The sequence below is a fragment of the Lelliottia sp. CFBP8978 genome (genome assembly GCF_034046055.2).
Taxonomy (GTDB): Bacteria; Pseudomonadota; Gammaproteobacteria; order Enterobacterales; family Enterobacteriaceae; genus Enterobacter.
Genome location: NZ_CM188253.1, coordinates 1,041,849 through 1,064,235 on the forward strand (window position 1 = coordinate 1,041,849; position 22,387 = coordinate 1,064,235).

20 protein-coding genes are annotated in these 22,387 nt (G+C 52.0%); 11 read left to right on the top strand and 9 right to left on the bottom strand.

Features of this window, described 5'->3' with window-relative positions:
* Positions 1-10: 10 nt before the first annotated feature.
* The 6 genes from SOM82_RS04830 to SOM82_RS04855 form a co-directional block, all read right to left on the bottom strand.
* Entirely contained in the window at positions 11-337 is a 327-nt protein-coding gene (locus tag SOM82_RS04830; RefSeq protein ID WP_154127625.1) for a cytochrome o ubiquinol oxidase subunit IV, read from the bottom strand.
* Complete coding sequence (locus tag SOM82_RS04835) at positions 337-951, bottom strand: cytochrome o ubiquinol oxidase subunit III (protein ID WP_154127626.1); 615 nt, start codon at positions 949-951, stop codon at positions 337-339. Before SOM82_RS04835 ends, SOM82_RS04830 begins: the two co-directional genes overlap by 1 nt.
* A complete protein-coding gene (gene cyoB / locus SOM82_RS04840) occupies positions 941-2,932 on the bottom strand; it encodes a cytochrome o ubiquinol oxidase subunit I (protein WP_100777409.1) in 1,992 nt (663 codons plus the stop codon). Before cyoB ends, SOM82_RS04835 begins: the two co-directional genes overlap by 11 nt.
* Positions 2,933-2,948: 16 nt before the next feature.
* Positions 2,949-3,896 carry a cytochrome o ubiquinol oxidase subunit II gene (gene cyoA / locus SOM82_RS04845; protein WP_154127627.1) on the bottom strand — a complete coding sequence of 316 codons (948 nt, stop codon included), beginning with the start codon at positions 3,894-3,896 and terminating at the stop codon, positions 2,949-2,951.
* A 479-nt stretch (positions 3,897-4,375) separates the two neighbouring features.
* Positions 4,376-5,851 carry a muropeptide MFS transporter AmpG gene (gene ampG, locus SOM82_RS04850; RefSeq protein ID WP_320460185.1) on the bottom strand — a complete coding sequence of 492 codons (1,476 nt, stop codon included), beginning with the start codon at positions 5,849-5,851 and terminating at the stop codon, positions 4,376-4,378.
* Between the two features lie 46 nt (positions 5,852-5,897).
* A complete protein-coding gene (locus SOM82_RS04855) occupies positions 5,898-6,476 on the bottom strand; it encodes a lipoprotein (RefSeq protein ID WP_154127629.1) in 579 nt (192 codons plus the stop codon).
* Positions 6,477-6,780: 304 nt separating this feature from the next.
* Between SOM82_RS04855 and bolA the strand changes: the two genes are divergently transcribed.
* From bolA to SOM82_RS04900, 9 genes are all read left to right on the top strand, one after another.
* On the top strand, positions 6,781-7,098 hold the full coding sequence (gene bolA, locus SOM82_RS04860; RefSeq protein WP_154127630.1) for a transcriptional regulator BolA: 318 nt from the start codon (positions 6,781-6,783) through the stop codon (positions 7,096-7,098).
* A 332-nt stretch (positions 7,099-7,430) separates the two neighbouring features.
* Positions 7,431-8,729, top strand: coding sequence for a trigger factor (gene tig / locus SOM82_RS04865; RefSeq protein WP_154127631.1), 1,299 nt, complete (start codon positions 7,431-7,433; stop codon positions 8,727-8,729).
* 259 nt (positions 8,730-8,988) lie between these two features.
* Positions 8,989-9,612 (top strand): ATP-dependent Clp endopeptidase proteolytic subunit ClpP, encoded by a 624-nt coding sequence (gene clpP, locus SOM82_RS04870; RefSeq protein ID WP_154127632.1) that lies wholly within the window; start codon positions 8,989-8,991, stop codon positions 9,610-9,612.
* A gap of 127 nt (positions 9,613-9,739) precedes the next feature.
* A complete protein-coding gene (gene clpX / locus SOM82_RS04875) occupies positions 9,740-11,014 on the top strand; it encodes an ATP-dependent protease ATP-binding subunit ClpX (protein WP_154127633.1) in 1,275 nt (424 codons plus the stop codon).
* 183 nt (positions 11,015-11,197) lie between these two features.
* Entirely contained in the window at positions 11,198-13,552 is a 2,355-nt protein-coding gene (lon, locus tag SOM82_RS04880; RefSeq protein ID WP_320460184.1) for an endopeptidase La, read from the top strand.
* 210 nt (positions 13,553-13,762) lie between these two features.
* Positions 13,763-14,035: a nucleoid-associated protein HU-beta gene (hupB, locus tag SOM82_RS04885; protein ID WP_010428111.1), complete on the top strand. Its 273-nt coding sequence runs from the start codon at positions 13,763-13,765 to the stop codon at positions 14,033-14,035.
* 211 nt (positions 14,036-14,246) lie between these two features.
* The gene (gene ppiD / locus SOM82_RS04890) at positions 14,247-16,121 is read left to right on the top strand and encodes a peptidylprolyl isomerase (RefSeq protein WP_320460183.1); all 1,875 of its coding nucleotides are present in this window, start codon (positions 14,247-14,249) and stop codon (positions 16,119-16,121) included.
* Between the two features lie 148 nt (positions 16,122-16,269).
* The gene (locus tag SOM82_RS04895; protein WP_320460182.1) at positions 16,270-16,656 is read left to right on the top strand and encodes a helix-hairpin-helix domain-containing protein; all 387 of its coding nucleotides are present in this window, start codon (positions 16,270-16,272) and stop codon (positions 16,654-16,656) included.
* 99 nt (positions 16,657-16,755) lie between these two features.
* Positions 16,756-17,154, top strand: coding sequence for a YbgC/FadM family acyl-CoA thioesterase (locus tag SOM82_RS04900; RefSeq protein WP_320460181.1), 399 nt, complete (start codon positions 16,756-16,758; stop codon positions 17,152-17,154).
* Positions 17,155-17,261: 107 nt separating this feature from the next.
* Here SOM82_RS04900 and queC read toward each other — a convergent pair whose 3' ends face one another.
* Positions 17,262-17,957, bottom strand: coding sequence for a 7-cyano-7-deazaguanine synthase QueC (gene queC / locus SOM82_RS04905; protein ID WP_320460180.1), 696 nt, complete (start codon positions 17,955-17,957; stop codon positions 17,262-17,264).
* Between the two features lie 66 nt (positions 17,958-18,023).
* Positions 18,024-19,724, bottom strand: coding sequence for an SgrR family transcriptional regulator (locus SOM82_RS04910; RefSeq protein ID WP_320460179.1), 1,701 nt, complete (start codon positions 19,722-19,724; stop codon positions 18,024-18,026).
* A gap of 101 nt (positions 19,725-19,825) precedes the next feature.
* Between SOM82_RS04910 and cof the strand changes: the two genes are divergently transcribed.
* A complete protein-coding gene (gene cof / locus SOM82_RS04915; protein ID WP_320460178.1) occupies positions 19,826-20,644 on the top strand; it encodes an HMP-PP phosphatase in 819 nt (272 codons plus the stop codon).
* 72 nt (positions 20,645-20,716) lie between these two features.
* Here cof and SOM82_RS04920 read toward each other — a convergent pair whose 3' ends face one another.
* Positions 20,717-21,772, bottom strand: coding sequence for a PLP-dependent cysteine synthase family protein (locus SOM82_RS04920; RefSeq protein ID WP_320460177.1), 1,056 nt, complete (start codon positions 21,770-21,772; stop codon positions 20,717-20,719).
* A gap of 115 nt (positions 21,773-21,887) precedes the next feature.
* Between SOM82_RS04920 and SOM82_RS04925 the strand changes: the two genes are divergently transcribed.
* Complete coding sequence (locus SOM82_RS04925; RefSeq protein ID WP_320460176.1) at positions 21,888-22,346, top strand: Lrp/AsnC family transcriptional regulator; 459 nt, start codon at positions 21,888-21,890, stop codon at positions 22,344-22,346.
* Positions 22,347-22,387: the final 41 nt, after the last annotated feature.

Sequence of the window (22,387 nt, forward strand, 5' to 3'; positions counted from 1 at the left end):
CTCGCCGCTCTTAGTGAACCATCATGTTGTAGTTCAGGTTCCACATGATCCAGATGGAACCGACTACAAGGATAGCGATGATAATCACGGTAAAGATAAAGGCCGTCATGTTCCAGCCCTCATCGGATTTGGTGTTCATGTGCAGGAAGCAAACCAGATGCACCAGAATCTGAACCACAGCGGTCACCAGGATAGTACCCAGAATAGCCGCGTGAGAAGCAGAACCGCTCATCACCATCCAGAACGGGATCACCGTCAGGATGATCGACAGGATAAAACCTGTCATGTAGGTTTTTACGCTACCGTGGGAAGCGCCATGATCGTTAGTGTGACTCATTACATCGCCCCCATCAGATAGACAACCGAGAACACGCAGATCCACACCACGTCCAGGAAGTGCCAGAACAGGCTCAGACACATGATACGGGTGCGGTTAGTATTGGTCAGGCCACGACGATAAACCTGGAACATCAGCACTGCCATCCAGATAAGACCCGATGTCACGTGCAGACCGTGAGTCCCGACCAGCGCGAAGAACGCCGACAGGAAGCCACTGCGATCCGGGCCCATGCCTTCAGCAATCAGGTGATGGAATTCATAGATTTCCATCCCGATAAAGCCAGCACCAAACAGCCAGGTCAACGCCAGCCAGGAGACAACCTGGCTCTTGTTGTTCTTGTACATGGCGATAGCCGCCATGCCGTAGGTGATGGAGCTGAACAGCAGCAGTGCGGTTTCTACCAGAACGAACGGCAGTTCGAAAATGTCTTTGCCGGTCGGGCCGCCTGCAGTGCCGTTCACCAGAACGGCATAGGTCGCGAACAGACAGCAAAACAGAATGCAGTCGCTCATCAGGTAGATCCAGAAACCGAAGACTTTCATCGGTCCTGTATCGTGGTGCGCGTGGTCATGCGCATGGGCAGTTGAGTGCGCCAAAGTATCAGTTGCCATTTTTCAGCCCCGCTTTAGAAATCTCATCGAAATGCTGGTTTTCCAGTTTTTCGACTTCACGGACTGGTACGTAGTAGTCCACGTCCTCGTCAAAGCTCTTCACAATCCAGCTAATGATCACGCCAGCGAAGCTCGCGATCGCTAGCCACCAGATGTGCCAGATCATGGCGAAGCCAAATACCGTAGCGAAAGCGGCAATAACAATGCCCGCGCCGCTGTTTTTCGGCATGTGGATCTCTTCGTAATGCTCAGGTTGCTTGTACGCTTCGCCTTTTTCTTTCATTTCCCAGAATGCGTCGCGCTCATGGATCTGCGGCACAATGGCAAAGTTATAGAACGGAGGCGGGGAAGAGGTTGCCCACTCCAGCGTACGGCCACCCCATGGGTCACCGGTCAGGTCACGGTTCTGCTCGCGGTCGCGAATAGACACGTAGAACTGAATCAGCTGACATGCGATACCCATTGCAATCAGTACCGCACCACAGGCTGCAACAACCAGCATCGGGTGGAACTGAGGATCAATCTGCTGGCTCAGGCGACGGGTCATCCCCATGAAGCCCAGCACGTACAGCGGCATGAATGCGACGAAGAAGCCAACGATCCACAGCCAGAATGCGCGTTTACCCCAGGTTTCGTTCAGCGTGAAGCCAAACGCTTTTGGCCACCAGTAGGTTACGCCAGCGAAGCAGCCGAAGACGACGCCGCCGATGATAACGTTATGGAAGTGCGCAATCAGGAACAGACTGTTGTGCAGAACAAAGTCAGCACCTGGTACCGCCAGCAGAACGCCGGTCATACCACCCACAGAGAAGGTGACGATGAAGCCGATGGTCCACAGCATGGCTGAGTGAAACACAATACGGCCCTGGTACATGGTGAACAGCCAGTTGAAGATCTTCACCCCTGTCGGGATGGCGATAATCATGGTGGTAATACCGAAGAAGGCGTTTACGTTCGCGCCCGCACCCATGGTGAAGAAGTGGTGCAGCCAAACGATGAACGACAGGACGGTAATACACACGGTTGCCCACACCAGAGAGGTGTAACCAAACAGGCGTTTACGCGAGAAGGTTGCGGCGATTTCGGAGAACACACCGAAGACCGGCAGAACCAGGATGTACACTTCCGGGTGACCCCATGCCCAAATCAGGTTGATGTACATCATCATGTTGCCGCCCATATCATTGGTGAAGAAATGGGTGCCCAGATAACGATCCAGGGTCAGCAACGCGACGGTAACCGTCAGAATTGGGAATGACGCGATAATCAGGATGTTGGCGCACAGAGATGCCCAGGTAAATACTGGCATCTTGAACATGGTCATGCCTGGGGCACGCATCTTGATAATGGTCACGAAGAAGTTAATACCGGTCAGGGTCGTACCGATACCGGAGAGCTGAATCGCCCAAATCCAGTAATCGACGCCTACGCCTGGACTGTATTCAATTCCCGATAGCGGCGGATAAGCCAGCCAGCCGGTCTGTGCGAATTCGCCCACACCCAGTGACAGGTTAACCAGGATAACGCCGACAACTGTGAACCAGAAGCTCAGGTTGTTCAGGAACGGGAACGCGACGTCGCGCGCGCCGATTTGCAGCGGCACAACCACGTTCATCAGACCGATAACCAGCGGCATCGCCACGAAGAAGATCATGATCACGCCGTGCGCGGTAAAGATCTGGTCGTAGTGGTGCGGCGGCAAGAAGCCCGCTTCACCTGCCGAAGCAAGTGCCTGCTGGCTACGCATCATAATCGCATCGGCAAAGCCACGAATTAACATGACGATACCGACGATGCAGTACATGATGCCGAGTTTTTTGTGGTCAACCGAAGTCAGCCACTCATTCCACAGGTAGCTCCACTTACCGAAGTAAGTAATCAGGCCGAGTAAGGCCGCGCCACCAATGATAATTGCAGCAATCGTAACCACGATAATAGGTTCATGGTACGGAACTGCATCCAGTGTCAATTTTCCGAACATTTTCTTCCTCGGCCCCTTAGTGAGAGGTTTCCGCGTGGCTCATGTCCATGCCTTCCATACCTTCGTGCGAGCTGTGCTCACCTTCTGGTTGAGTCATGTTCATGCTCTTGCCGTGGTCCATAAATTTGCCAATAACATCTTTGAACAAATCGGGTTTCACGTTAGAGAAGTATTCCACCTTGTTGTATTCGCTAGGTGTCGCCACTTTATCGAATGCCGCCATGTCAGACATGGTGTTTTGTGACTGCTTCGCTTTAGCGACCCACTGGTCGAATGCGGCGCGGTCCGGCGTTGCGATAGCTTTGAACTTCATACCAGAGAAGCCCGGGCCACTATAGCTGGCGGAGATACCATCGTAGGTGCCTGCTTCATTCGCGATCAGGTGCAGGTTAGTCTGCATACCGGCCATCGCGTAGATCTGGCTGCCCAGACGCGGAATAAAGAAGGAGTTCATCACGGAGTTAGAGGTCACTTTGAACTGCACCGGAGTGTTCGCCGGGAAGGCGATTTCATTCACGGTAGCAATGCCCTGTTCCGGATAGATGAAGAACCATTTCCAGTCCATGGAGACCACTTCGATGGTAATCGGTTTTTCATCGTGAACCAGCGGTTTGCTAGGCTCAAGTGCGTGAGTGGTTTTCCATGTCAGCACGGCAAGGAACAGGATGATCAGAATAGGAACCGTCCAGACCACAGCTTCCACTTTATTGGAGTGTGACCAGTTAGGGCTATACTTCGCATCTTTATTGCTCGCACGGTACTTCCAGGCGAAACCAACAGCCATCAAAATGGCAGGAATGACGACGATCATCATCAGGCCAAAGGCCGTCAGAATCAGCGAGCGTTGTTCCAGTCCAATCTGTCCTTTGGGGTCCAGAAGCGCAGAATCACAGCCACTGAGTAAAAAAGTGCCTGCAAATAACGACAACCATCCCAAACCTTTATTGTATTTCCTAAGTGTCATTTAACGACCTCAATTCCACGGGGACCTGGTGGCGTTTAAAGTGTGGGGGCATTTTACGGGAAGGTTACATTACTGTAAACATCATTAGCCCTGTGTCAGGAAGGTGTTACCGGGTTCTGCCGCACGTGTCACATGTGTTGCAAATTATGTCTATTCTTAAGACAGAAGCCCCATGTGGCGCGAGTTATAACGAAAGGGCGTACAAGGATACCCTAAAAGGGGCAATTGGTATAACCATTGCTAAAAATACACAAATAATTAACAATTAAGCATCAATAAAAAGACAATTAAAGAACGGAAATTTAATCTTGGTAAGGCTGAATCGTTTAATGAAAAATAGCGAAGCAGTGTAGGTTCCAATAATTTCCGGAAGCTATCCAGCACAAAACAACAAATATTTTTTTTCATCGCAGCCCGTTATTTTGACGTTATAATTTACAAGCGTGATTACAACGGAAAATAACCGTTCGGTTTTTGCTTCAGGTCATCCGGGTTTTGCGCAGCGCCAGATAATCGAGGATGCCACCGGTGACAATTCCGCTCACAGCCAGCAGCCCGCCGACATCCAGTAACAGGGCGTCGAAGGGAAGCTCAAGAGATGTCGATGCACTGATAATGAGCATCACCAGCCACAGCGCCAGCATCAGACAACCCGCCATCAGTAAACGCAGTGCAAAACGGTAGGCGCTCTGGAATTCCGTACGCGGCATAAAATGATCTGTTTGCTGGGTATATTCCAGCGTCCGGCGACACACCAGCAGGAGTAATATTCCGGGAACGGCAGCAAAGACCGAGAAGAGATAAAACGTCGGCCAGCCGTGCGCTTCGACAAACCAGCCCGCGATAGGACCAACATAGACACGCCCCACGGCAGAAAGCGCGGAAAGCAGAGCAAACTGAGTGGCAGAGAAAGACTTATTACAGAGCGTCATGAGCAACGCCACAAACGCCGCCGTCCCCATCCCCCCGCATAAGTTTTCAAAAAATACCGCAGTGGCCATGCTGATCATCTGTTTGTCTGTGATGGACAGCAGCCAGTAACCGGCATTAGAAATGCCCTGTAAAATACCGAAGATCAGCAGTGCGCGGAATAGCGTCAGGCGCTGCATCAATACACCGCCATAGAGAGCGCCAATAATCGTCGCAAACAAGCCCAGCGTTTTGTTCACCATGCCCACTTCACCGGCATCGAATCCGACGCCCCTGATGAGGAAGGTGGTGGTCAGGCTCATGGCAAACGCATCGCCAAGCTTGTAAAGGACGATCAGCAATAAAATCAACCAGGCATTATTGCGCCCGAAGAAGTCCCGCAGCGGTTCGGCAACGGCCTGCTCCAGAGAGCGTGGTACGGGGATGACATCGCTGGGTTCCGGGGCGAAAAAAGTGGCGATAATACATGGCAACAGCAGGGCGGCCATTAGCCAGTACATCCCCTGCCAGCCGAGATACCTGTCGGCGAGCCACAGGGCTAATCCGCCGGAAACCAGCATCCCCAGCCGATAGCCCAGAACGCTGATTGCAGCACCCGCGCCCCGTTCTTCAGCGGGTAATACGTCCGTTTTCCAGGCATCAAAAACGATATCCTGCGAAGCAGAGCAAAAGGCAATGACAACGGCCAGCGCGGCCATCCAGCGCAATTGTGATGCCGGTTCCAGGAAGCCCATTGCGGCAATCGCCAGCAACAGCAGCACCTGGGTCATGACTAACCAGCCCCGACGACGCCCTAAAAACGGCGGGGTATAGCGGTCCATCACCGGCGACCACAGAAACTTAAAGACGTAAGCCTGACCGACCAGCGAGAAGAAACCGATCGTTTTGAGATCGATATTCTCAACCGTCATCCACGCCTGAAGCGTGCCGGAAGTGAGGGCCAGAGGTAAACCGGAGGCGAAACCCAGGATCAGCAGAATCGCTGATTTAGGTTGCTGGAAAATGCGTAAATAGTGACTGGACATGAGTGTCTGAAACTGACCCGGCGAAGTGCCGGGTCAGCGTGCAGAATTAACGTGCGTTCTGCTTGATGAATTCGTGAATGCTGGTGTCCTGCGCCATATCGGCGATGGTATCGGTCAGCACGCTATTGACGGCGTCAGCAATGTTTTTGTTTGACGCCTGGAACGCGCCTTCAATCGTGTAGCTCGCGCGGTAGTTCTTGTTCATCTTGTTGCCGTTTTTGGCTGTCGCGATGATAGCAATATCCGCTTTCGTGGCGATGTTATAACGCACGTTACCCTGAGAAACATCGGCGTACAGATTGTTGACGATGATTTGCAGATCAACGGCACCGCTTGGGCCAACCATATAGCCACGCGCAGTCATCTGTTTCTCCAGCACTTCCTGCAGCAGGAAGCGCAGGTCGCGGGATGCCGTCAATGTAACCTGTTGATTGTCACGAGTGACTTTTGCCAGTGCTTGATCCTGACGCTGATCGGCCCCGTTAATACTCACGGTGACACCCATCAGACTTGGATCCTGCTGCGGCAGACTAATTTTCGGGGAGACATCAATGGTGGTGGGTGGAGTGGCACAGCCAGCCAGCATGAAAAGCGCTACCAACGGAAAGAAGAGTTTTTTTAACATTTCAGATTCTCAACGAGTCGTAAGCATTTATAGACAAAATTTGCCGCCATCATAACATCGCCAACGGCAAGGGGAAGTGGTCAACGCATGTAAATTCATCGTCTTGTCTGAAATCTGACCACACTTTACGTTTTCTCCGGACACAAGAGGTAAAACGCATGAGTGTGAGAGTGGACTTCATCCGTTTGAATGAGTAAATCAGACGAAAGCTAAATAATTGTTGTCATGTTGTAATGGGAGCGGTAAAAGCGGCTAATATTTAAAGGGATGGGTGACATCTCAGCGTTGTCGGAGGAGTAATTTCATGATGATACGTGAACAGATCGAAGAAAAACTAAGGACAGCGTTTAACCCCGTGTTCCTCGAAGTTGTCGACGAGAGCTACCGTCACAATGTGCCGGCGGGCTCTGAAAGCCACTTCAAAGTGGTGTTAGTGAGCGATCGCTTCGCGGGAGAACGCTTTCTCAATCGTCACCGTATGATCTACGGAACGCTGACGGAAGAACTCTCCACCACCGTGCACGCATTGGCTCTGCACACCTACACCATTAAGGAGTGGGAAGGGCTACAGGATACCGTTTTCGCCTCTCCACCTTGTCGAGGTGCGGGAAGCATCGCATAACCATTGCTGGTTGCAAACGCTGGAGTTTTTCCAGTATGTTGCATACAGAATGACGTCAAGACGGCCTGCGGGCCGTTTTGTTTTGTCTGCGTTTTGAGCGTGTGGGGCGAATTTTAGACCAAATAGGGTCCAAATTTGTGAAAAAAGCCGCAGCCTGATACCCCAACCGTTCTCGACTCACCCAAGTGATGCCGCTATAATGCCGCGTCTTAATGAATGTCTTCGGGATGATTCTGGCGACAGGGAATGTGTATCTGCTATAAGTGAGCATCCCGGTATTGCGAGACAAATTCAGAGTTGACCGAGCACTGTGATTTTTTTGAGGTAACAAGATGCAAGTTTCAGTTGAAACCACTCAAGGCCTTGGCCGCCGTGTAACGATTACTATCGCTGCTGACAGCATCGAAACTGCTGTGAAAAGCGAGCTGGTCAACGTAGCAAAAAAAGTACGTATTGACGGCTTCCGTAAGGGAAAAGTACCGATGAATGTCGTTGCTCAGCGTTATGGCGCTTCTGTACGCCAGGACGTGCTGGGTGACCTGATGAGCCGCAACTTTATTGATGCCATCATCAAAGAAAAAATCAATCCAGCTGGCGCACCGACCTACGTTCCGGGCGAATACAAACTGGGCGAAGACTTCACCTACTCTGTAGAGTTTGAAGTTTACCCGGAAGTTGAGCTGAAAGGTCTGGAAACCATCGAAGTTGAAAAACCAATCGTTGAAGTGACCGACACTGACGTTGACGGCATGCTGGATACCCTGCGTAAGCAGCAGGCGAACTGGAAAGACAAAGACGGCGCTGTTGATGCAGAAGATCGTGTCACCATCGACTTCTCCGGCTCCGTTGATGGCGAAGAGTTCGAAGGCGGCAAAGCCTCTGACTTCGTACTGGCGATGGGCCAGGGTCGTATGATCCCAGGCTTCGAAGACGGTATCAAAGGCCACAAAGCGGGCGAAGAGTTCACTATCGACGTGACCTTCCCGGAAGAATACCACGCTGAAAACCTGAAAGGGAAAGCAGCGAAGTTCGTTATCAACCTGAAAAAAGTTGAAGAGCGCGAACTGCCAGAACTGACTGAAGAATTCATCAAACGTTTCGGCGTGGAAGATGGTTCTGTAGCGGGTCTGCGTGCTGAAGTTCGTAAAAACATGGAACGCGAGCTGAACGGCGCTGTGCGTAACCGTGTGAAGTCTCAGGCTATCGAAGGTCTGGTAAAAGCGAACGAAATCGACGTTCCAGCAGCACTGATTGACAGCGAAATCGACGTTCTGCGTCGCCAGGCTGCGCAGCGCTTTGGTGGCAACCAGCAGCAAGCGCTGGAACTGCCTCGTGAGCTGTTCGAAGAGCAGGCTAAACGCCGCGTTGTTGTTGGTCTGCTGTTGGGCGAAGTGATTCGTACCCACGAGCTGAAAGCTGACGAAGAGCGCGTTAAAGGCCTGATCGAAGAGATGGCTTCTGCATACGAAGATCCAAGCGAAGTTGTTGAGTTCTACGGAAGCAACAAAGAGCTGATGGACAACATGCGCAACGTAGCCCTGGAAGAGCAGGCTGTTGAAGCGGTTCTGGCTAAAGCAAAAGTGTCTGAAAAAGCCACTTCTTTCAACGAACTGATGAACCAGCAGGCGTAATTCTGCCCCAACGGTTTAAAGTTTGAACGAAAACCCGTTGCCTTCTGGTGACGGGTTTTTTTTATTACAGTAATAGTCCAGGAAGAGTGCTAAAACGCCCTTTCAGTGTTAGCGTAACAGCAAAAGATTGTTATGCTTGAAATATGGCGATGCCGTCCCCATAAGTGTGTAATCACATGAATGAGACTGGCTGATAATCCGTCCATAAGGTTACAATCAGTACAGCAGGTATTTTCCAATTTTTATCCAGGAGACGGAAATGTCATACAGTGGCGAACGAGATAACTTTGCACCCCATATGGCTCTGGTGCCAATGGTTATTGAACAGACCTCTCGCGGTGAACGTTCTTTTGATATCTATTCCCGTCTGCTCAAGGAGCGCGTTATCTTTCTGACAGGCCAGGTGGAAGACCACATGGCAAACCTGATCGTGGCGCAGATGCTGTTTCTGGAAGCGGAAAACCCGGAAAAAGACATTTACCTGTATATTAACTCCCCTGGCGGTGTGATCACTGCCGGGATGTCGATTTATGACACCATGCAGTTCATTAAACCTGACGTCAGCACCATTTGTATGGGGCAGGCGGCATCCATGGGGGCGTTCCTGCTTACTGCAGGCGCGAAGGGCAAGCGTTTCTGCCTGCCGAATTCCCGCGTGATGATTCACCAGCCGCTGGGCGGATACCAGGGCCAGGCGACAGATATCGAGATCCATGCGCGTGAAATCCTGAAGGTGAAAGGGCGCATGAATGAACTTATGGCGCAACACACGGGTCAATCACTTGAGCAGATCGAGCGTGATACCGAGCGCGATCGCTTCCTCTCCGCATCAGAGGCAGTAGAGTACGGCTTAGTCGACTCGATTTTGACCCATCGTAATTGATGCCCACGGCGCGAGTGTGCCGCTATAATAATGTAGGGCGGCACTTTGCTTTATGGCGACTTGCGTCTGAGAATGGCATTTGCGTCGTCATGTGCGGCACAAAGAACTTAAAAAGAGGTTTGGACTCATGACAGATAAACGCAAAGATGGTTCGGGCAAATTGCTGTACTGCTCTTTTTGCGGCAAAAGCCAGCATGAAGTGCGAAAACTGATTGCCGGGCCGTCCGTGTATATCTGCGACGAATGTGTCGATTTATGTAACGACATCATCCGCGAAGAGATTAAAGAAGTAGCGCCTCATCGTGAGCGCAGCGCGTTGCCGACTCCGCACGAGATTCGTCATCATCTTGATGATTACGTTATCGGTCAGGAGCCGGCGAAAAAAGTGCTGGCCGTTGCGGTGTACAACCACTACAAACGACTGCGTAATGGCGATACCAGCAACGGTGTGGAGCTGGGCAAAAGTAACATTTTGCTGATCGGTCCAACCGGTTCTGGTAAAACCTTGCTGGCTGAAACGCTGGCGCGCTTGCTGGATGTCCCGTTCACCATGGCTGATGCCACCACGCTGACCGAAGCAGGTTATGTGGGTGAGGACGTTGAAAACATCATCCAGAAACTGCTGCAGAAATGCGATTACGATGTGCAGAAGGCCCAGCGCGGTATCGTTTATATTGATGAGATCGATAAGATCTCCCGTAAATCCGATAACCCGTCTATCACCCGTGACGTCTCGGGTGAAGGTGTGCAGCAGGCCCTGTTGAAACTTATCGAAGGTACGGTTGCTGCTGTTCCACCTCAGGGCGGGCGTAAACATCCGCAGCAGGAATTCTTGCAGGTTGATACCTCTAAGATTCTGTTCATCTGCGGTGGTGCGTTTGCGGGGCTGGACAAAGTGATCGCTAACCGTGTTGAAACCGGCTCCGGCATTGGTTTTGGCGCCACGGTGAAAGCGAAATCCGAAAAAGCGAACGAAGGCGAACTGCTGTCTCAGGTTGAGCCAGAAGATTTGATCAAGTTTGGTCTGATTCCTGAGTTCATCGGCCGTCTGCCAGTCGTGGCAACCCTGAACGAACTGAGTGAAGACGCGCTGATTCAGATCCTGAAAGAGCCGAAAAATGCGCTGACCAAGCAGTATCAGGCGCTGTTTAATCTGGAAGGCGTTGATCTGGAATTCCGCGACGAAGCGTTAATCGCCATCGCCAAAAAAGCAATGATCCGTAAAACCGGGGCGCGTGGTTTGCGCTCAATCGTTGAAGCTGCGCTGCTTGATACCATGTACGATTTACCGTCCATGGAAGATGTCGAGAAAGTGGTGATTGACGAGTCTGTTATCAGTGGCCAAACCAAGCCACTGCTGATTTACGGTAAACCAGAAGCTCAACAAGCATCTGGCGAATAATTCGCCAAATCATACAAGCAGTTAATCAAAAAGGGGGGATTTTATCTCCCCTTTTATTTTTCCGTATTCATAGCGTTGAATGTGTGGGAAACATCCCCATATACTGGTTACATGTTAATGGTTGTGTGAAGCACAGTTGCATGACCTGCTTACCTGGCGGACACTAAACTAAGAGAGAGCTCTATGAATCCTGAGCGTTCTGAACGCATTGAAATCCCCGTATTGCCGCTGCGCGATGTGGTGGTTTATCCGCACATGGTCATACCCTTATTTGTAGGGCGGGAAAAATCTATCCGTTGCCTTGAAGCCGCCATGGATCATGATAAAAAAATCATGCTGGTTGCGCAGAAAGAAGCATCAACGGATGAGCCGGGTGTAAATGATCTTTTCACCGTCGGGACCGTGGCCTCTATTTTACAAATGCTGAAGCTGCCTGATGGTACCGTTAAGGTGCTGGTAGAAGGCTTGCAGCGTGCGCGTATCACTACGCTTTCTGATGATGGCGAACATTTCTCTGCTAAGGCGGAGTATCTGGAGTCCCCGCAACTCGATGAGCGCGAGCAGGAAGTGCTGGTACGCACTGCGATTAGCCAGTTTGAAGGCTATATCAAGCTGAACAAGAAAATTCCACCAGAAGTGCTGACGTCGCTCAATAGCATCGACGACCCTGCGCGCCTGGCGGATACCATCGCTGCACACATGCCGCTCAAGCTGGCTGACAAGCAGTCTGTGCTGGAGATGTCCGACGTCAATGAACGTCTGGAATATCTGATGGCGATGATGGAGTCCGAAATCGATCTGCTGCAGGTTGAGAAACGTATTCGCAACCGCGTTAAAAAGCAGATGGAGAAATCCCAGCGCGAGTACTATCTGAACGAGCAAATGAAAGCCATTCAGAAAGAGCTCGGCGAGATGGACGACGCGCCAGACGAAAACGAAGCGCTGAAGCGTAAGATCGACGCGGCGAAAATGCCGAAAGAGGCAAAAGAGAAAGCCGAAGCAGAACTGCAGAAGCTGAAAATGATGTCTCCGATGTCGGCTGAAGCGACCGTTGTTCGCGGCTATATCGAATGGATGGTTCAGGTTCCGTGGAACGCCCGCAGCAAGGTGAAGAAAGACCTGCGTCAGGCGCAAGAAATCCTCGATACCGACCATTACGGTCTGGAACGCGTTAAAGACCGTATTCTTGAGTATCTCGCGGTTCAGAGCCGTGTGAACAAGCTGAAAGGCCCGATTCTGTGCCTGGTAGGGCCTCCTGGTGTGGGTAAAACCTCGCTTGGTCAGTCCATTGCCAAAGCCACCGGACGTAAATACATCCGTATGGCGCTCGGCGGCGTGCGTGATGAAGCGGAAATTCGCGGCCACCGTCGGACGTACATCGGCTCTATGCCGGGTAAACTGATCCAGAAAATGGCGAAAGTGGGGGTTAAAAACCCGCTGTTCCTGCTCGATGAGATCGACAAAATGTCTTCTGACATGCGTGGCGATCCGGCGTCAGCTTTACTGGAAGTTCTTGATCCAGAACAGAACGTCGCGTTCAGCGATCACTATCTGGAAGTGGACTACGATCTTAGCGATGTGATGTTTGTGGCGACATCCAACTCCATGAACATCCCGGCTCCGCTGCTGGATCGTATGGAAGTGATTCGTCTGTCTGGCTATACCGAAGACGAAAAACTGAACATTGCTAAACGCCATCTGTTGTCGAAACAAATTGAGCGTAATGCGCTGAAAGAGAGCGAAATTACGGTCGACGATAGCGCGATTATCAGCATTATTCGTTACTACACGCGTGAAGCGGGTGTCCGTAGTCTGGAGCGTGAAATCTCCAAGTTGTGCCGTAAGGCGGTTAAACAGCTTCTGCTGGATAAAACCCTGAAGCACATTGAGATTAACGGCGACAATTTGCACGAATATCTGGGCGTACAGCGCTTTGATTATGGCCGTGCCGATAATGAAAACCGCGTTGGCCAGGTGACGGGTCTGGCATGGACGGAAGTGGGCGGCGATCTGCTGACCATTGAAACCGCCTGTGTACCGGGTAAAGGCAAACTGACCTACACCGGTTCTCTGGGCGAAGTGATGCAGGAGTCGATCCAGGCGGCGTTGACAGTGGTGCGCGCGCGGGCGGAAAAACTGGGTATTAATCCAGACTTTTACGAAAAACGCGACATCCACGTCCACGTTCCGGAAGGGGCGACCCCTAAAGACGGTCCAAGTGCGGGTATTGCCATGTGCACGGCGCTGGTTTCCTGCCTGACAGGTAACCCTGTGCGTGCAGATGTGGCGATGACGGGCGAAATCACCTTGCGTGGTTTGGTTTTGCCAATCGGCGGCTTGAAAGAAAAACTGCTGGCTGCACACCGCGGTGGCATCAAAACCGTATTGATTCCGCATGAGAACAAACGTGATCTGGAAGAGATTCCTGATAATGTTATCGCCGATCTGGATATTCATCCTGTGAAGCGTATTGAGGAAGTTTTGACCCTTGCACTGCAGAATGAACCGTCTGGAATGCAGGTTGTAACCGCAAAATAGTGACCTCGCGCAAAGAGCGTCAATAAAAACAAGGCTGGCAGGTGATTTCGCACTTGCCAGCCTTTTTTTGTATAGCTAATTTAGATTGCTGATTGGACTAGCCATCAACAACGGGTGTTGTAAGGTCATGGCAGGCCTGATATAACTGCTGCGCGGTCGCGTTGTGAAGGATTCAGGCGCGATATAAATTATAAAGAGAGGAAGAGAACAGTGAATAAATCTCAACTGATTGACAAAATTGCTGCGGGTGCTGATATCTCTAAAGCTGCGGCTGGACGTGCGTTAGATGCATTAATTGCCTCTGTAACCGAATCTCTGCAGTCCGGGGATGACGTTGCGCTGGTAGGTTTTGGTACTTTTGCTGTTAAAGAGCGTGCTGCCCGTACTGGCCGCAACCCTCAGACTGGCAAAGAGATCACCATCGCTGCCGCTAAAGTGCCAGGTTTCCGTGCAGGTAAAGCACTGAAAGACGCAGTAAACTGATCGCTTTCACGTTCAAGGGAAGCCGAAAAGTACAAGGGCGCATCATTTGATGTGCCTTTTTTGTTTGTCAGGTGCGACTTTATGTGAGTTTATGCATGTTGTGGGCTGACAATTGCCCCTGTTTCTTGTCACAATACGACTTTACGCGCTGCGGCCAGGATTTCCGCCAGCGTGAGGTCACCAGTCACCTACAGCGGAGTGTGGTTACACCATGATGGACAACTTACGCACGGCTGCTAACAGTCTCGTGCTCAAGATTATTTTCGGTATCATTATCGTGTCGTTTATTTTGACCGGCGTGAGTGGATACCTGATTGGCGGAAGCAGCAACTACGCCGCAAAAGTGAATGGCCAGGAGATTAGCCGCGGGCAGTTTGAAAATGCTTTTGCCGGAGAACGTAATCGCATGCAGCAACAGCTGGGCGATCAGTTTTCCGAGCTGGCAGCGAACGAAGGCTACATGAAAACATTGCGCCAGCAGACCGTAAATCGTCTTATCGACGAAGCGCTGCTGGATCAGTATGCCAAACAGCTGGGTCTGGGCATCAGCGATGAACAGGTCAAGAAAGCTATCTTTTCCACCCAGGCTTTCCAGTCTAACGGTAAATTCGATAATACCCGTTACAACGCCATCATTAGCCAGATGGGGATGACGGCTGACCAATACGCGCAGGCGCTGCGTAATCAACTGACAACCCAGCAGCTTATCAACGCCGTTGTCGGCACTGATTTCATGCTGAAAGGCGAAACCGACGAACTGGCCGCTCTGGTTGCCCAGCAGCGTGTGGTCCGCGAAACCACGATTGACGTGAATGCGCTGGCAGCTAAACAGCAGGTGAGCGACGAAGAAGTTAATGCTTACTATGAGCAGAATAAAAACAACTTCACCGCACCAGAGCAGTTCCGCGTGAGCTACATCAAACTGGACGCGGCGGGTATGCAGGAAACCGCTTCTGACAGCGAAATTCAATCCTACTACGACCAGCATCAGGACCAGTTCACTCAGGCGCAGCGTAACCGTTACAGCGTGATTCAGACGAAAACGGAAGCCGATGCAAAGACGGCACTGGATGAGTTGACCAAAGGCGCAGATTTTGCGGCTGTGGCAAAAGAGAAATCCACTGACATCATCTCTGCGAAGAACGGCGGTGATATGGGCTGGCTGGAAGATGCCACGACCCCAGAGGAGCTGAAAAACGCCGGTCTGAAAGACAAGGGCCAGCTGTCTGGCGTGATCAAGTCTTCTGTCGGTTTCCTGGTGGTACGACTGGATGACGTGCAACCTGCCAAAACCAAACCGCTGGCAGATGTTCGTGATGACATCGCGGCGAAAGTGAAGCAGGAAAAAGCGCTGGACGCCTACTATGCCCTGCAGCAGAAAGTGAGTGATGCCGCGAGCAACGACAACGAATCTCTGGCGGGTGCTGAACAAGCATCAGGCGTTAAAGCCGTTGAAACGGGTTGGTTCGGCCATGACAGTCTGCCGGAAGAGCTGAATTTCAAACCTGTTGCTGATGCCATTTTCAATGGTGGGCTGGTAGGTGAGAACGGCGCGCCGGGCAGTAACTCTGACATCATTACCGTTGATGGCGATCGTGCATTTGTTCTGCGTGTTGCCGAGCATAAAGCCGAGGCCATCAAACCGCTTGAAGCTGTTAAAGATCAGATCGCTGCGCGGGTGAAACACACCAAAGCAGAACAGCAAGCGAAGCTGGATGCTGAAAAACTGCTGGCTGAGTTGAAAGCAGGCAAAGGTGATGCCGCGCTGAAAGCCGCGGGTCTGAGCTTTGGCGAAGCTAAAACGCTGAGCCGTACGGGGCAGGATCCTGTTAGCCAGGCGGCGTTTGCTCTGAGTCTGCCAGCGAAGGATAAACCGAGCTACGGCACGGCTTCTGATATGCAGGGTAACATTGTTATTCTGGCGCTGGATGACGTTAAAGCAGGCTCGATGCCGGAAGAGCAGAAAAAGGCGATGGTTCAGGGGATCACTCAGAACAATGCCCAGATCGCCTTCGAAGCACTGATGAGCAATCTGCGTAAAGAAGCCAAAATTAAGCTGGGTGACATCATTACTCAGCAGCAATAATTACGGCGCTGATCGCAGATTTTCGCAACGCAATGCAATATTTAAAGGCCGCTTTCGCGGCCTTTTCCATTTCTGAAATCTGCTATTTGTTCTTGTTTCACGGTGGGAATATCGTTACCTCGCTGTCAACAAACAAGGAGAAAACAGCATGAAACATGGAATCAAAGCACTTTTCATCACGCTTGCTCTCGCCACCACCGCGATGAGTTGCAGCGCACAGGCGGCGGCACCGGCTTCGAAAACCCACGCGGTACAGACGACGGCAGAAACAGCGAACTCTGCTTCAGCGGCGACACCTGCAAAAGCAACTGAGAGTACAAAAAGCACGGATGAGGACGGTAGTCGGGTCAGTATTAATACGGCATCGGCAGAAGATCTGGCTCAGGCGATGAATGGTGTAGGGCTGAAAAAGGCGCAGGCAATAGTCGGTTACCGTGATGAATACGGTCCTTTTAAAACGCTCGACGATCTTAAACAAGTGCCGGGGATTGGCAGTTCACTGGTTGAGCGCAACCTCGCACACCTGACGTTGTAAACTCACAATAACTTGCACAGTGGCAAAATTTTGCCAGGATAAAGAGGTCATACCAGTTATGACCTCATACCCTATAACAACAGTGAAGGCTATTGCGCTATGCAGACTCAGATTAAAGTTCGTGGTTATCATCTTGATGTTTACCAGCATGTTAATAATGCCCGCTATCTCGAGTTTCTTGAAGAAGCGCGCTGGGACGGGCTGGAAAACAGTGAAAGCTTCCAGTGGCTCACCGCACATAACATTGCCTTTGTGGTTGCCAATATCAACATCAATTATCGCCGTCCCGCGGTGCTGGGTGACCGACTGACAGTGACCAGTCAGGTGCAACAGCTAAACGGCAAAAGCGGTGTATTGAGTCAGGTTGTTACACTGGATCCTGAAGGGCAGACCGTTGCGGATGCGCTCATTACTTTTGTCTGTATTGATCTCAAAACGCAGAAGGCGTTACCGCTGGAAGGGGAATTACGCGATAAGCTGGAAGAGATGATCGTCTGACGTAACGGTTACAGGATATGGAAAACCAGGATCAACGGTCATGGAAGGATAAATTTGCGGAACATTTTAAAAGCCGTGCTGACACCGTCAGCACGGACAGACAGAGGTTAGTTCAGCTCGGTTTTCTGCTTCATCGCAGCCATCACCGCTTGTTTATTGCCCAGATAGTGATTCAAACCATTGGCACGCAGATGACAGGCGGCGCACTGGCCACATCCGTCACCTTTAATGCCGTTATAACAGGTCAGCGTTTCTGTACGCACCAACTCAAGCTTGCCCCAGTAATCGGCCAGGGCCCAGGTTTCCGCTTTATCAAGCCACATCAGCGGCGTTTCGAAGCGCGTCTCTTTTGCCATACCCAGATCGACGGCGTGGTTCAGCGCTTTCACGAACTCGTCACGGCAGTCCGGGTAGCCGGAGAAGTCGGTTTCACAAACGCCAGTGATGATCGCTTCGGCTTTCACCTGATAGGCATAAATGGCGGTCAGGGTCAGAAACAGAATGTTTCGGCCAGGGACAAATGTATTCGGGATCCCGTTGGCATCAGGCTCATAGTCGGGAACAGGGATGCTGTCGCGAGTCAGGCTGCTCACAGCCAGTTCATTCAATAACGTGACGTCCAGGTCCTTGTGCGCACGGGCACCCAGTTTTAACGCTAGTTCGCGGGCCACGTCGATCTCGGCGCGATGGCGCTGACCGTAATCAAAGGTGACGCAATGCACTTCATCATATTGATGCAGGGCCTGAACCAGGCAGGTTGTGGAATCTTGTCCTCCGCTGAATACGACGACGGCACGTTTCATAAATAGTCTCAATAGTCATGATAAAAAAGGTATGGTAACGCCTGGCAAGTCCAGCGACCAGCTTCTTCACGCATTTGGCGCCGGAAGCCAGGCCTCAGAAAAATCAAACCAACCGCGGGTATTCAGGCGGATACCATTGACTCCCGGCGGGGCGCTGATTTGATACTGATAATTAAACAGTGGCGTCAGCACCGCATTTTCCATCAGCTCAGCGAAGATCGATTTAAGCCCGGCATGTCGCGCTTCTTCATTGGCCTGCGCCTGCACGGCATCAAGCGTTGCCTGCAGATGAGCATACCGTGGCGCCTTTAACAGGTGCGGCCACAAAGTATCGCAGCGTAACCACTGTTCAAGGGTATAGCCAGGGGCTTCGCCTATCAGCCTATCTCCCATCATCAGGTCGGCATGAGCAAGATGGCTACACCCATCCCAGGTTTTGGCATCGTGAAAAATCACCGTCAGATGGCAACCCTGTTCCGCCAGATAGACTTTGAGCTGTTCAGCCATCGTATGGAGTTCGACTGGTAAGTGATAAACCAGAGTCAGCGTCTCGGGGAGTGCGACGTCTGCTGTCGCGGGCCACTCTGGAATGGTCCAGTCAGGCAGCAATTCCTGCGCAGGCGTGATCAGATTTTCATCCAGCGGTAGCGTGTGCAAAAGGGTCGTCTGATGGATGATATTGATTAAGCGCTGTGCCTGGATTTTGCTCAGACGGGAACTCTGTTTTAGCGTCAGATAACAGAATCCGAGACTCGTGCTGCTGCTTACCAGACGCAGGTTTGCCAGCTCATCAGGTTCACCAATGGCAATTTGCACGGGGTGGCGACAGCTTGTTCCCAGCCCCTGCTCAAAAAGTTGTGGCGTGATCCAGAACTCGATGGCTTTAAGCAAGGGATGGCTAAGGTGATAGTGCTCGTGACTTTCGATACGCACCAGTTCGCGTTCAAATACCGTCAGTCGAAACGGGCCGCTCCCGACCAGTGAAAGCTCGGGATGCGCCAGACGGCTGCAATAACTGGCCAGACGGTGAGCCAGCCAGTAGTCCGGCTGATGCAAAACAAAGGTCAAACACTGGGGATGCGTCACCTCAATGCGCAAAACGCTGTTGAAGAGCCGGCGCAGTGCGGGGAGGGCGAGAAGTTTGACCAGACTGGCCTGCAGCTGTCCGGTTTCGATCTTATCCCCGTTATGCCAGTGCAGCGTGGAGCGAATATAAAAATGCCAGCGTAACCCATCGGCTGACACATCCCAGTGATGGGCAAGATCCCCGGCAGGCGCACTGCTGTTGCCATTGAATCGGGTGAGTCCAGAGAAGACTTGCCCGACGAGATGCTGTTCCGCGCGTCCTGGTAAAAAGCCTGAATGCAGCGGCTCAAGAGAGCGATAGTAAGGGATACGCAACGTCGGCGTATCGTTTTGCCACTGTCCGCCCAGGAATGGATGCAGCAACGCGCGCAGATCTTGCGGCGCAAGCTGCGCCAGTTCCAGCGCGTTATGTTGCTGCCCGCTTTTCAGCGCCTCTTCCATCATTGCGTTGCGCAGTGACTCCGGCGAAACGTGAAAGGTCAGATCTCCGCGCTTACCGCGCCCGGATTGTGCACGCCAGCTTAACCAACCGGCATCCTGAGCCTGGCGCAGCAACGTGCGCACATGGCGTTCACTGCAAAAGCAGCGGCTGGCGAGTTCGCTGACGGTCACCTGCTGCGGCTCACCCGCAGAGGGTTGCCACAGGCGTTGATACTGATTAAGGCGATTTAGCTGGCGCATGATAAACCCGGAACAATAATTTTCATCTATTCACTATTACTTCCGTATATCTCAGGCAATACTGATCCGCAAGTTAACCCCATCACATTTCGGGAGTCATCATGGCACGGCTTGCAGCATTTGATATGGACGGCACGCTTTTAATGCCGGATCACCGCCTGGGGGATAAAACCCTGAGCACGCTGAAGCGTCTGCGTGAGCGTGATATCACCCTGACTTTTGCGACGGGCCGCCATGTGCTGGAAATGCGTCATTTGCTCGGGAAGCTCTCAATGGATGCATTTCTGATTACCGGCAATGGCACACGTATTCATTCTGTTGAAGGTGAGGTATTGCACCGTCAGGATCTGGATCCGGAAGTCGCAGATCGGGTTTTGCACTCGACCTGGGATACGCAAGCCAGTCTTCACGTTTTCAATGATACCGGTTGGTTAACGGACAAGCCGATCCCGGCTTTGCTTGAGGCCCACGTTTATAGCGGTTTTCACTATCAGTTAACCGATTTGCGTCGCCTGCCGGCTCACTCGGTCACCAAGATCTGTTTCTGTGGCGATCACCACGATCTCTGCCGCCTGCGTATTCAGCTTAACGAAGCGTTAGGCGACCGTGCGCATTTAACCTTCTCGGCGGTGGATTGTCTGGAGGTCTTGCCGGTGGGATGTAACAAAGGGTCTTCCCTGGCGGTGCTAAGCAATCACCTGGGTTTAACGATGAAAGACTGTATGGCGTTTGGCGACGCCATGAACGACCGTGAGATGCTGGGCAGCGTCGGTCACGGTGTGATTATGGGAAATGCGATGCCACAACTTATTGCCGAGCTTTCTCATCTCCCGGTTATCGGACACTGTCGCAACGAAGCGGTGTCCCATTTTTTGACTCATTGGCTGGATCAACCAAACCTCCCGTATTCCCCCGAATAGTGAGACCCTTCCAGCAAGCCAGACTTCGGTCTGGCTTTTTTTTACCTGTGATACGTCGCACGACAAGTGGGATTACTTTGTCAGGGCGGTCATCTGCGCAATTTGCGCTTTCCACGGCTCGATGTCACCGATGTGGGCTTTCACCCAATCTGCGTTGTAATAGGTATCGAGATAGCGTTCGCCGCTGTCGCAGAGCAGAGTCACAATCGAACCGGTACGGCCTTCGTCGCGCATTCTGTGCGCCAGCTGCAGAGCACCCCACATATTCGTGCCCGTCGAGGCGCCCACTTTGCGGCCCAGCTGGGACTCCAGCCAGTGCGCGGTGGCAACGCTCGCTGCATCCGGTACGCGCAGCATCTCGTCAACCACGTCAGGAATGAACGACGGCTCAACGCGAGGGCGTCCAATCCCTTCGATTTTACTGCCCACGCTGCTGCGCAGGCTGGCATCGCGATTTTGCCAGTAATCGAGGAATACGGAGTTCTGCGGATCGACCACCATCAGTTGAGTGTCATAACCCTGGCAACGAATATAACGACCAATCGTGGCTGAGGTGCCGCCGGTTCCGGCACTCATCACGATGTGCGAAGGTATCGGGTGTGGTTCGTGGCTCATCTGACGGAAAATGCTGTCGGCAATATTGTTATTCCCGCGCCAGTCGGTTGCGCGTTCGGCGTAGGTAAACTGATCCATATAATGACCGTTTAACTCGCGGGCGAGCATTTCTGAGGCGGCGTAGATCTCGCAGGCGCTCTCCACGAAGTGGCAGCGACCACCGTAAAAGGCGATCTGTTCGATTTTACGTTTAGCGGTGCATGACGGCATAACGGCGATAAACGGCAAACCCAGCAGACGGGCAAAATAGGCTTCAGACACGGCGGTTGAGCCGGATGACGACTCAATAATAGTGGTGCCTTCTTTAATCCAGCCGTTGCACAGACCATACAGAAACAGCGAGCGCGCCAGGCGATGCTTCAGGCTGCCGGTCGGGTGAGTGCTTTCATCTTTCAGGTAGAGCTGAATTCCGGGAAAACCCGGCAGGGCGAGGCGAATCAGATGCGTGTCGGCAGAGCGTTGATAATCGGCATTGATTTCGCTGATTGCATGTTTGACCCAGGTGCTATTCATCGTGTGTATCCGTTTGTCATTTTGTGCCCAGCATAGCGAAAAGCACAGAAAAAATTGTTGCTATCTGGCCTTTAAAATAGAATGTCAGGAGAAAAATATTCTCTGTGGGGTGGGTATGTTAGATAAAATTGACCGTAAGCTGCTCTCACTGCTGCAAAAGGATTGCACCCTCTCTTTGCAGGCGCTCGCCGATGCCGTTAATCTGACCACCACGCCGTGCTGGAAACGCCTCAAGCGTCTGGAAGACGAGGGCATTTTACTCGGACGCGTGGCACTGCTCGATCCCGAAAAACTGGGGCTTGGATTGACCGCGTTTGTTCTGATAAAAACGCAGCACCACAGCAGCGACTGGTATTGCCGGTTCGTTACCGAGGTCTCTGAAATGCCCGAGGTGCTTGGTTTCTGGCGCATGGCGGGTGAATATGACTATCTGATGCGCGTTCAGGTGGCGGATATGAAACGGTATGATGACTTCTATAAACGCCTGGTGAACAGCGTTCCAGGCCTGTCGGATGTCACCTCGAGTTTCGCCATGGAACAGATAAAATACACCACCGCATTACCCATTGAATAACTTCCAGGCCTTGCCGGAACAATACCTTCAGGAATTTACCG

Bases quoted from the DNA above. Each gene is read 5' to 3' on its own strand.
- SOM82_RS04830 (WP_154127625.1), bottom strand. From the start codon at position 337: ATGAGTCACACTAACGATCATGGCGCTTCCCACGGTAGCGTAAAAACC.
- SOM82_RS04835 (WP_154127626.1), bottom strand. From the start codon at position 951: ATGGCAACTGATACTTTGGCGCACTCAACTGCCCATGCGCATGACCAC.
- cyoB (WP_100777409.1), bottom strand. From the start codon at position 2,932: ATGTTCGGAAAATTGACACTGGATGCAGTTCCGTACCATGAACCTATT.
- cyoA (WP_154127627.1), bottom strand. From the start codon at position 3,896: ATGACACTTAGGAAATACAATAAAGGTTTGGGATGGTTGTCGTTATTT.
- ampG (WP_320460185.1), bottom strand. From the start codon at position 5,851: ATGTCCAGTCACTATTTACGCATTTTCCAGCAACCTAAATCAGCGATT.
- SOM82_RS04855 (WP_154127629.1), bottom strand. From the start codon at position 6,476: ATGTTAAAAAAACTCTTCTTTCCGTTGGTAGCGCTTTTCATGCTGGCT.
- bolA (WP_154127630.1), top strand. From the start codon at position 6,781: ATGATGATACGTGAACAGATCGAAGAAAAACTAAGGACAGCGTTTAAC.
- tig (WP_154127631.1), top strand. From the start codon at position 7,431: ATGCAAGTTTCAGTTGAAACCACTCAAGGCCTTGGCCGCCGTGTAACG.
- clpP (WP_154127632.1), top strand. From the start codon at position 8,989: ATGTCATACAGTGGCGAACGAGATAACTTTGCACCCCATATGGCTCTG.
- clpX (WP_154127633.1), top strand. From the start codon at position 9,740: ATGACAGATAAACGCAAAGATGGTTCGGGCAAATTGCTGTACTGCTCT.
- lon (WP_320460184.1), top strand. From the start codon at position 11,198: ATGAATCCTGAGCGTTCTGAACGCATTGAAATCCCCGTATTGCCGCTG.
- ppiD (WP_320460183.1), top strand. From the start codon at position 14,247: ATGATGGACAACTTACGCACGGCTGCTAACAGTCTCGTGCTCAAGATT.
- SOM82_RS04895 (WP_320460182.1), top strand. From the start codon at position 16,270: ATGAAACATGGAATCAAAGCACTTTTCATCACGCTTGCTCTCGCCACC.
- SOM82_RS04900 (WP_320460181.1), top strand. From the start codon at position 16,756: ATGCAGACTCAGATTAAAGTTCGTGGTTATCATCTTGATGTTTACCAG.
- queC (WP_320460180.1), bottom strand. From the start codon at position 17,957: ATGAAACGTGCCGTCGTCGTATTCAGCGGAGGACAAGATTCCACAACC.
- SOM82_RS04910 (WP_320460179.1), bottom strand. From the start codon at position 19,724: ATGCGCCAGCTAAATCGCCTTAATCAGTATCAACGCCTGTGGCAACCC.
- cof (WP_320460178.1), top strand. From the start codon at position 19,826: ATGGCACGGCTTGCAGCATTTGATATGGACGGCACGCTTTTAATGCCG.
- SOM82_RS04920 (WP_320460177.1), bottom strand. From the start codon at position 21,772: ATGAATAGCACCTGGGTCAAACATGCAATCAGCGAAATCAATGCCGAT.
- SOM82_RS04925 (WP_320460176.1), top strand. From the start codon at position 21,888: ATGTTAGATAAAATTGACCGTAAGCTGCTCTCACTGCTGCAAAAGGAT.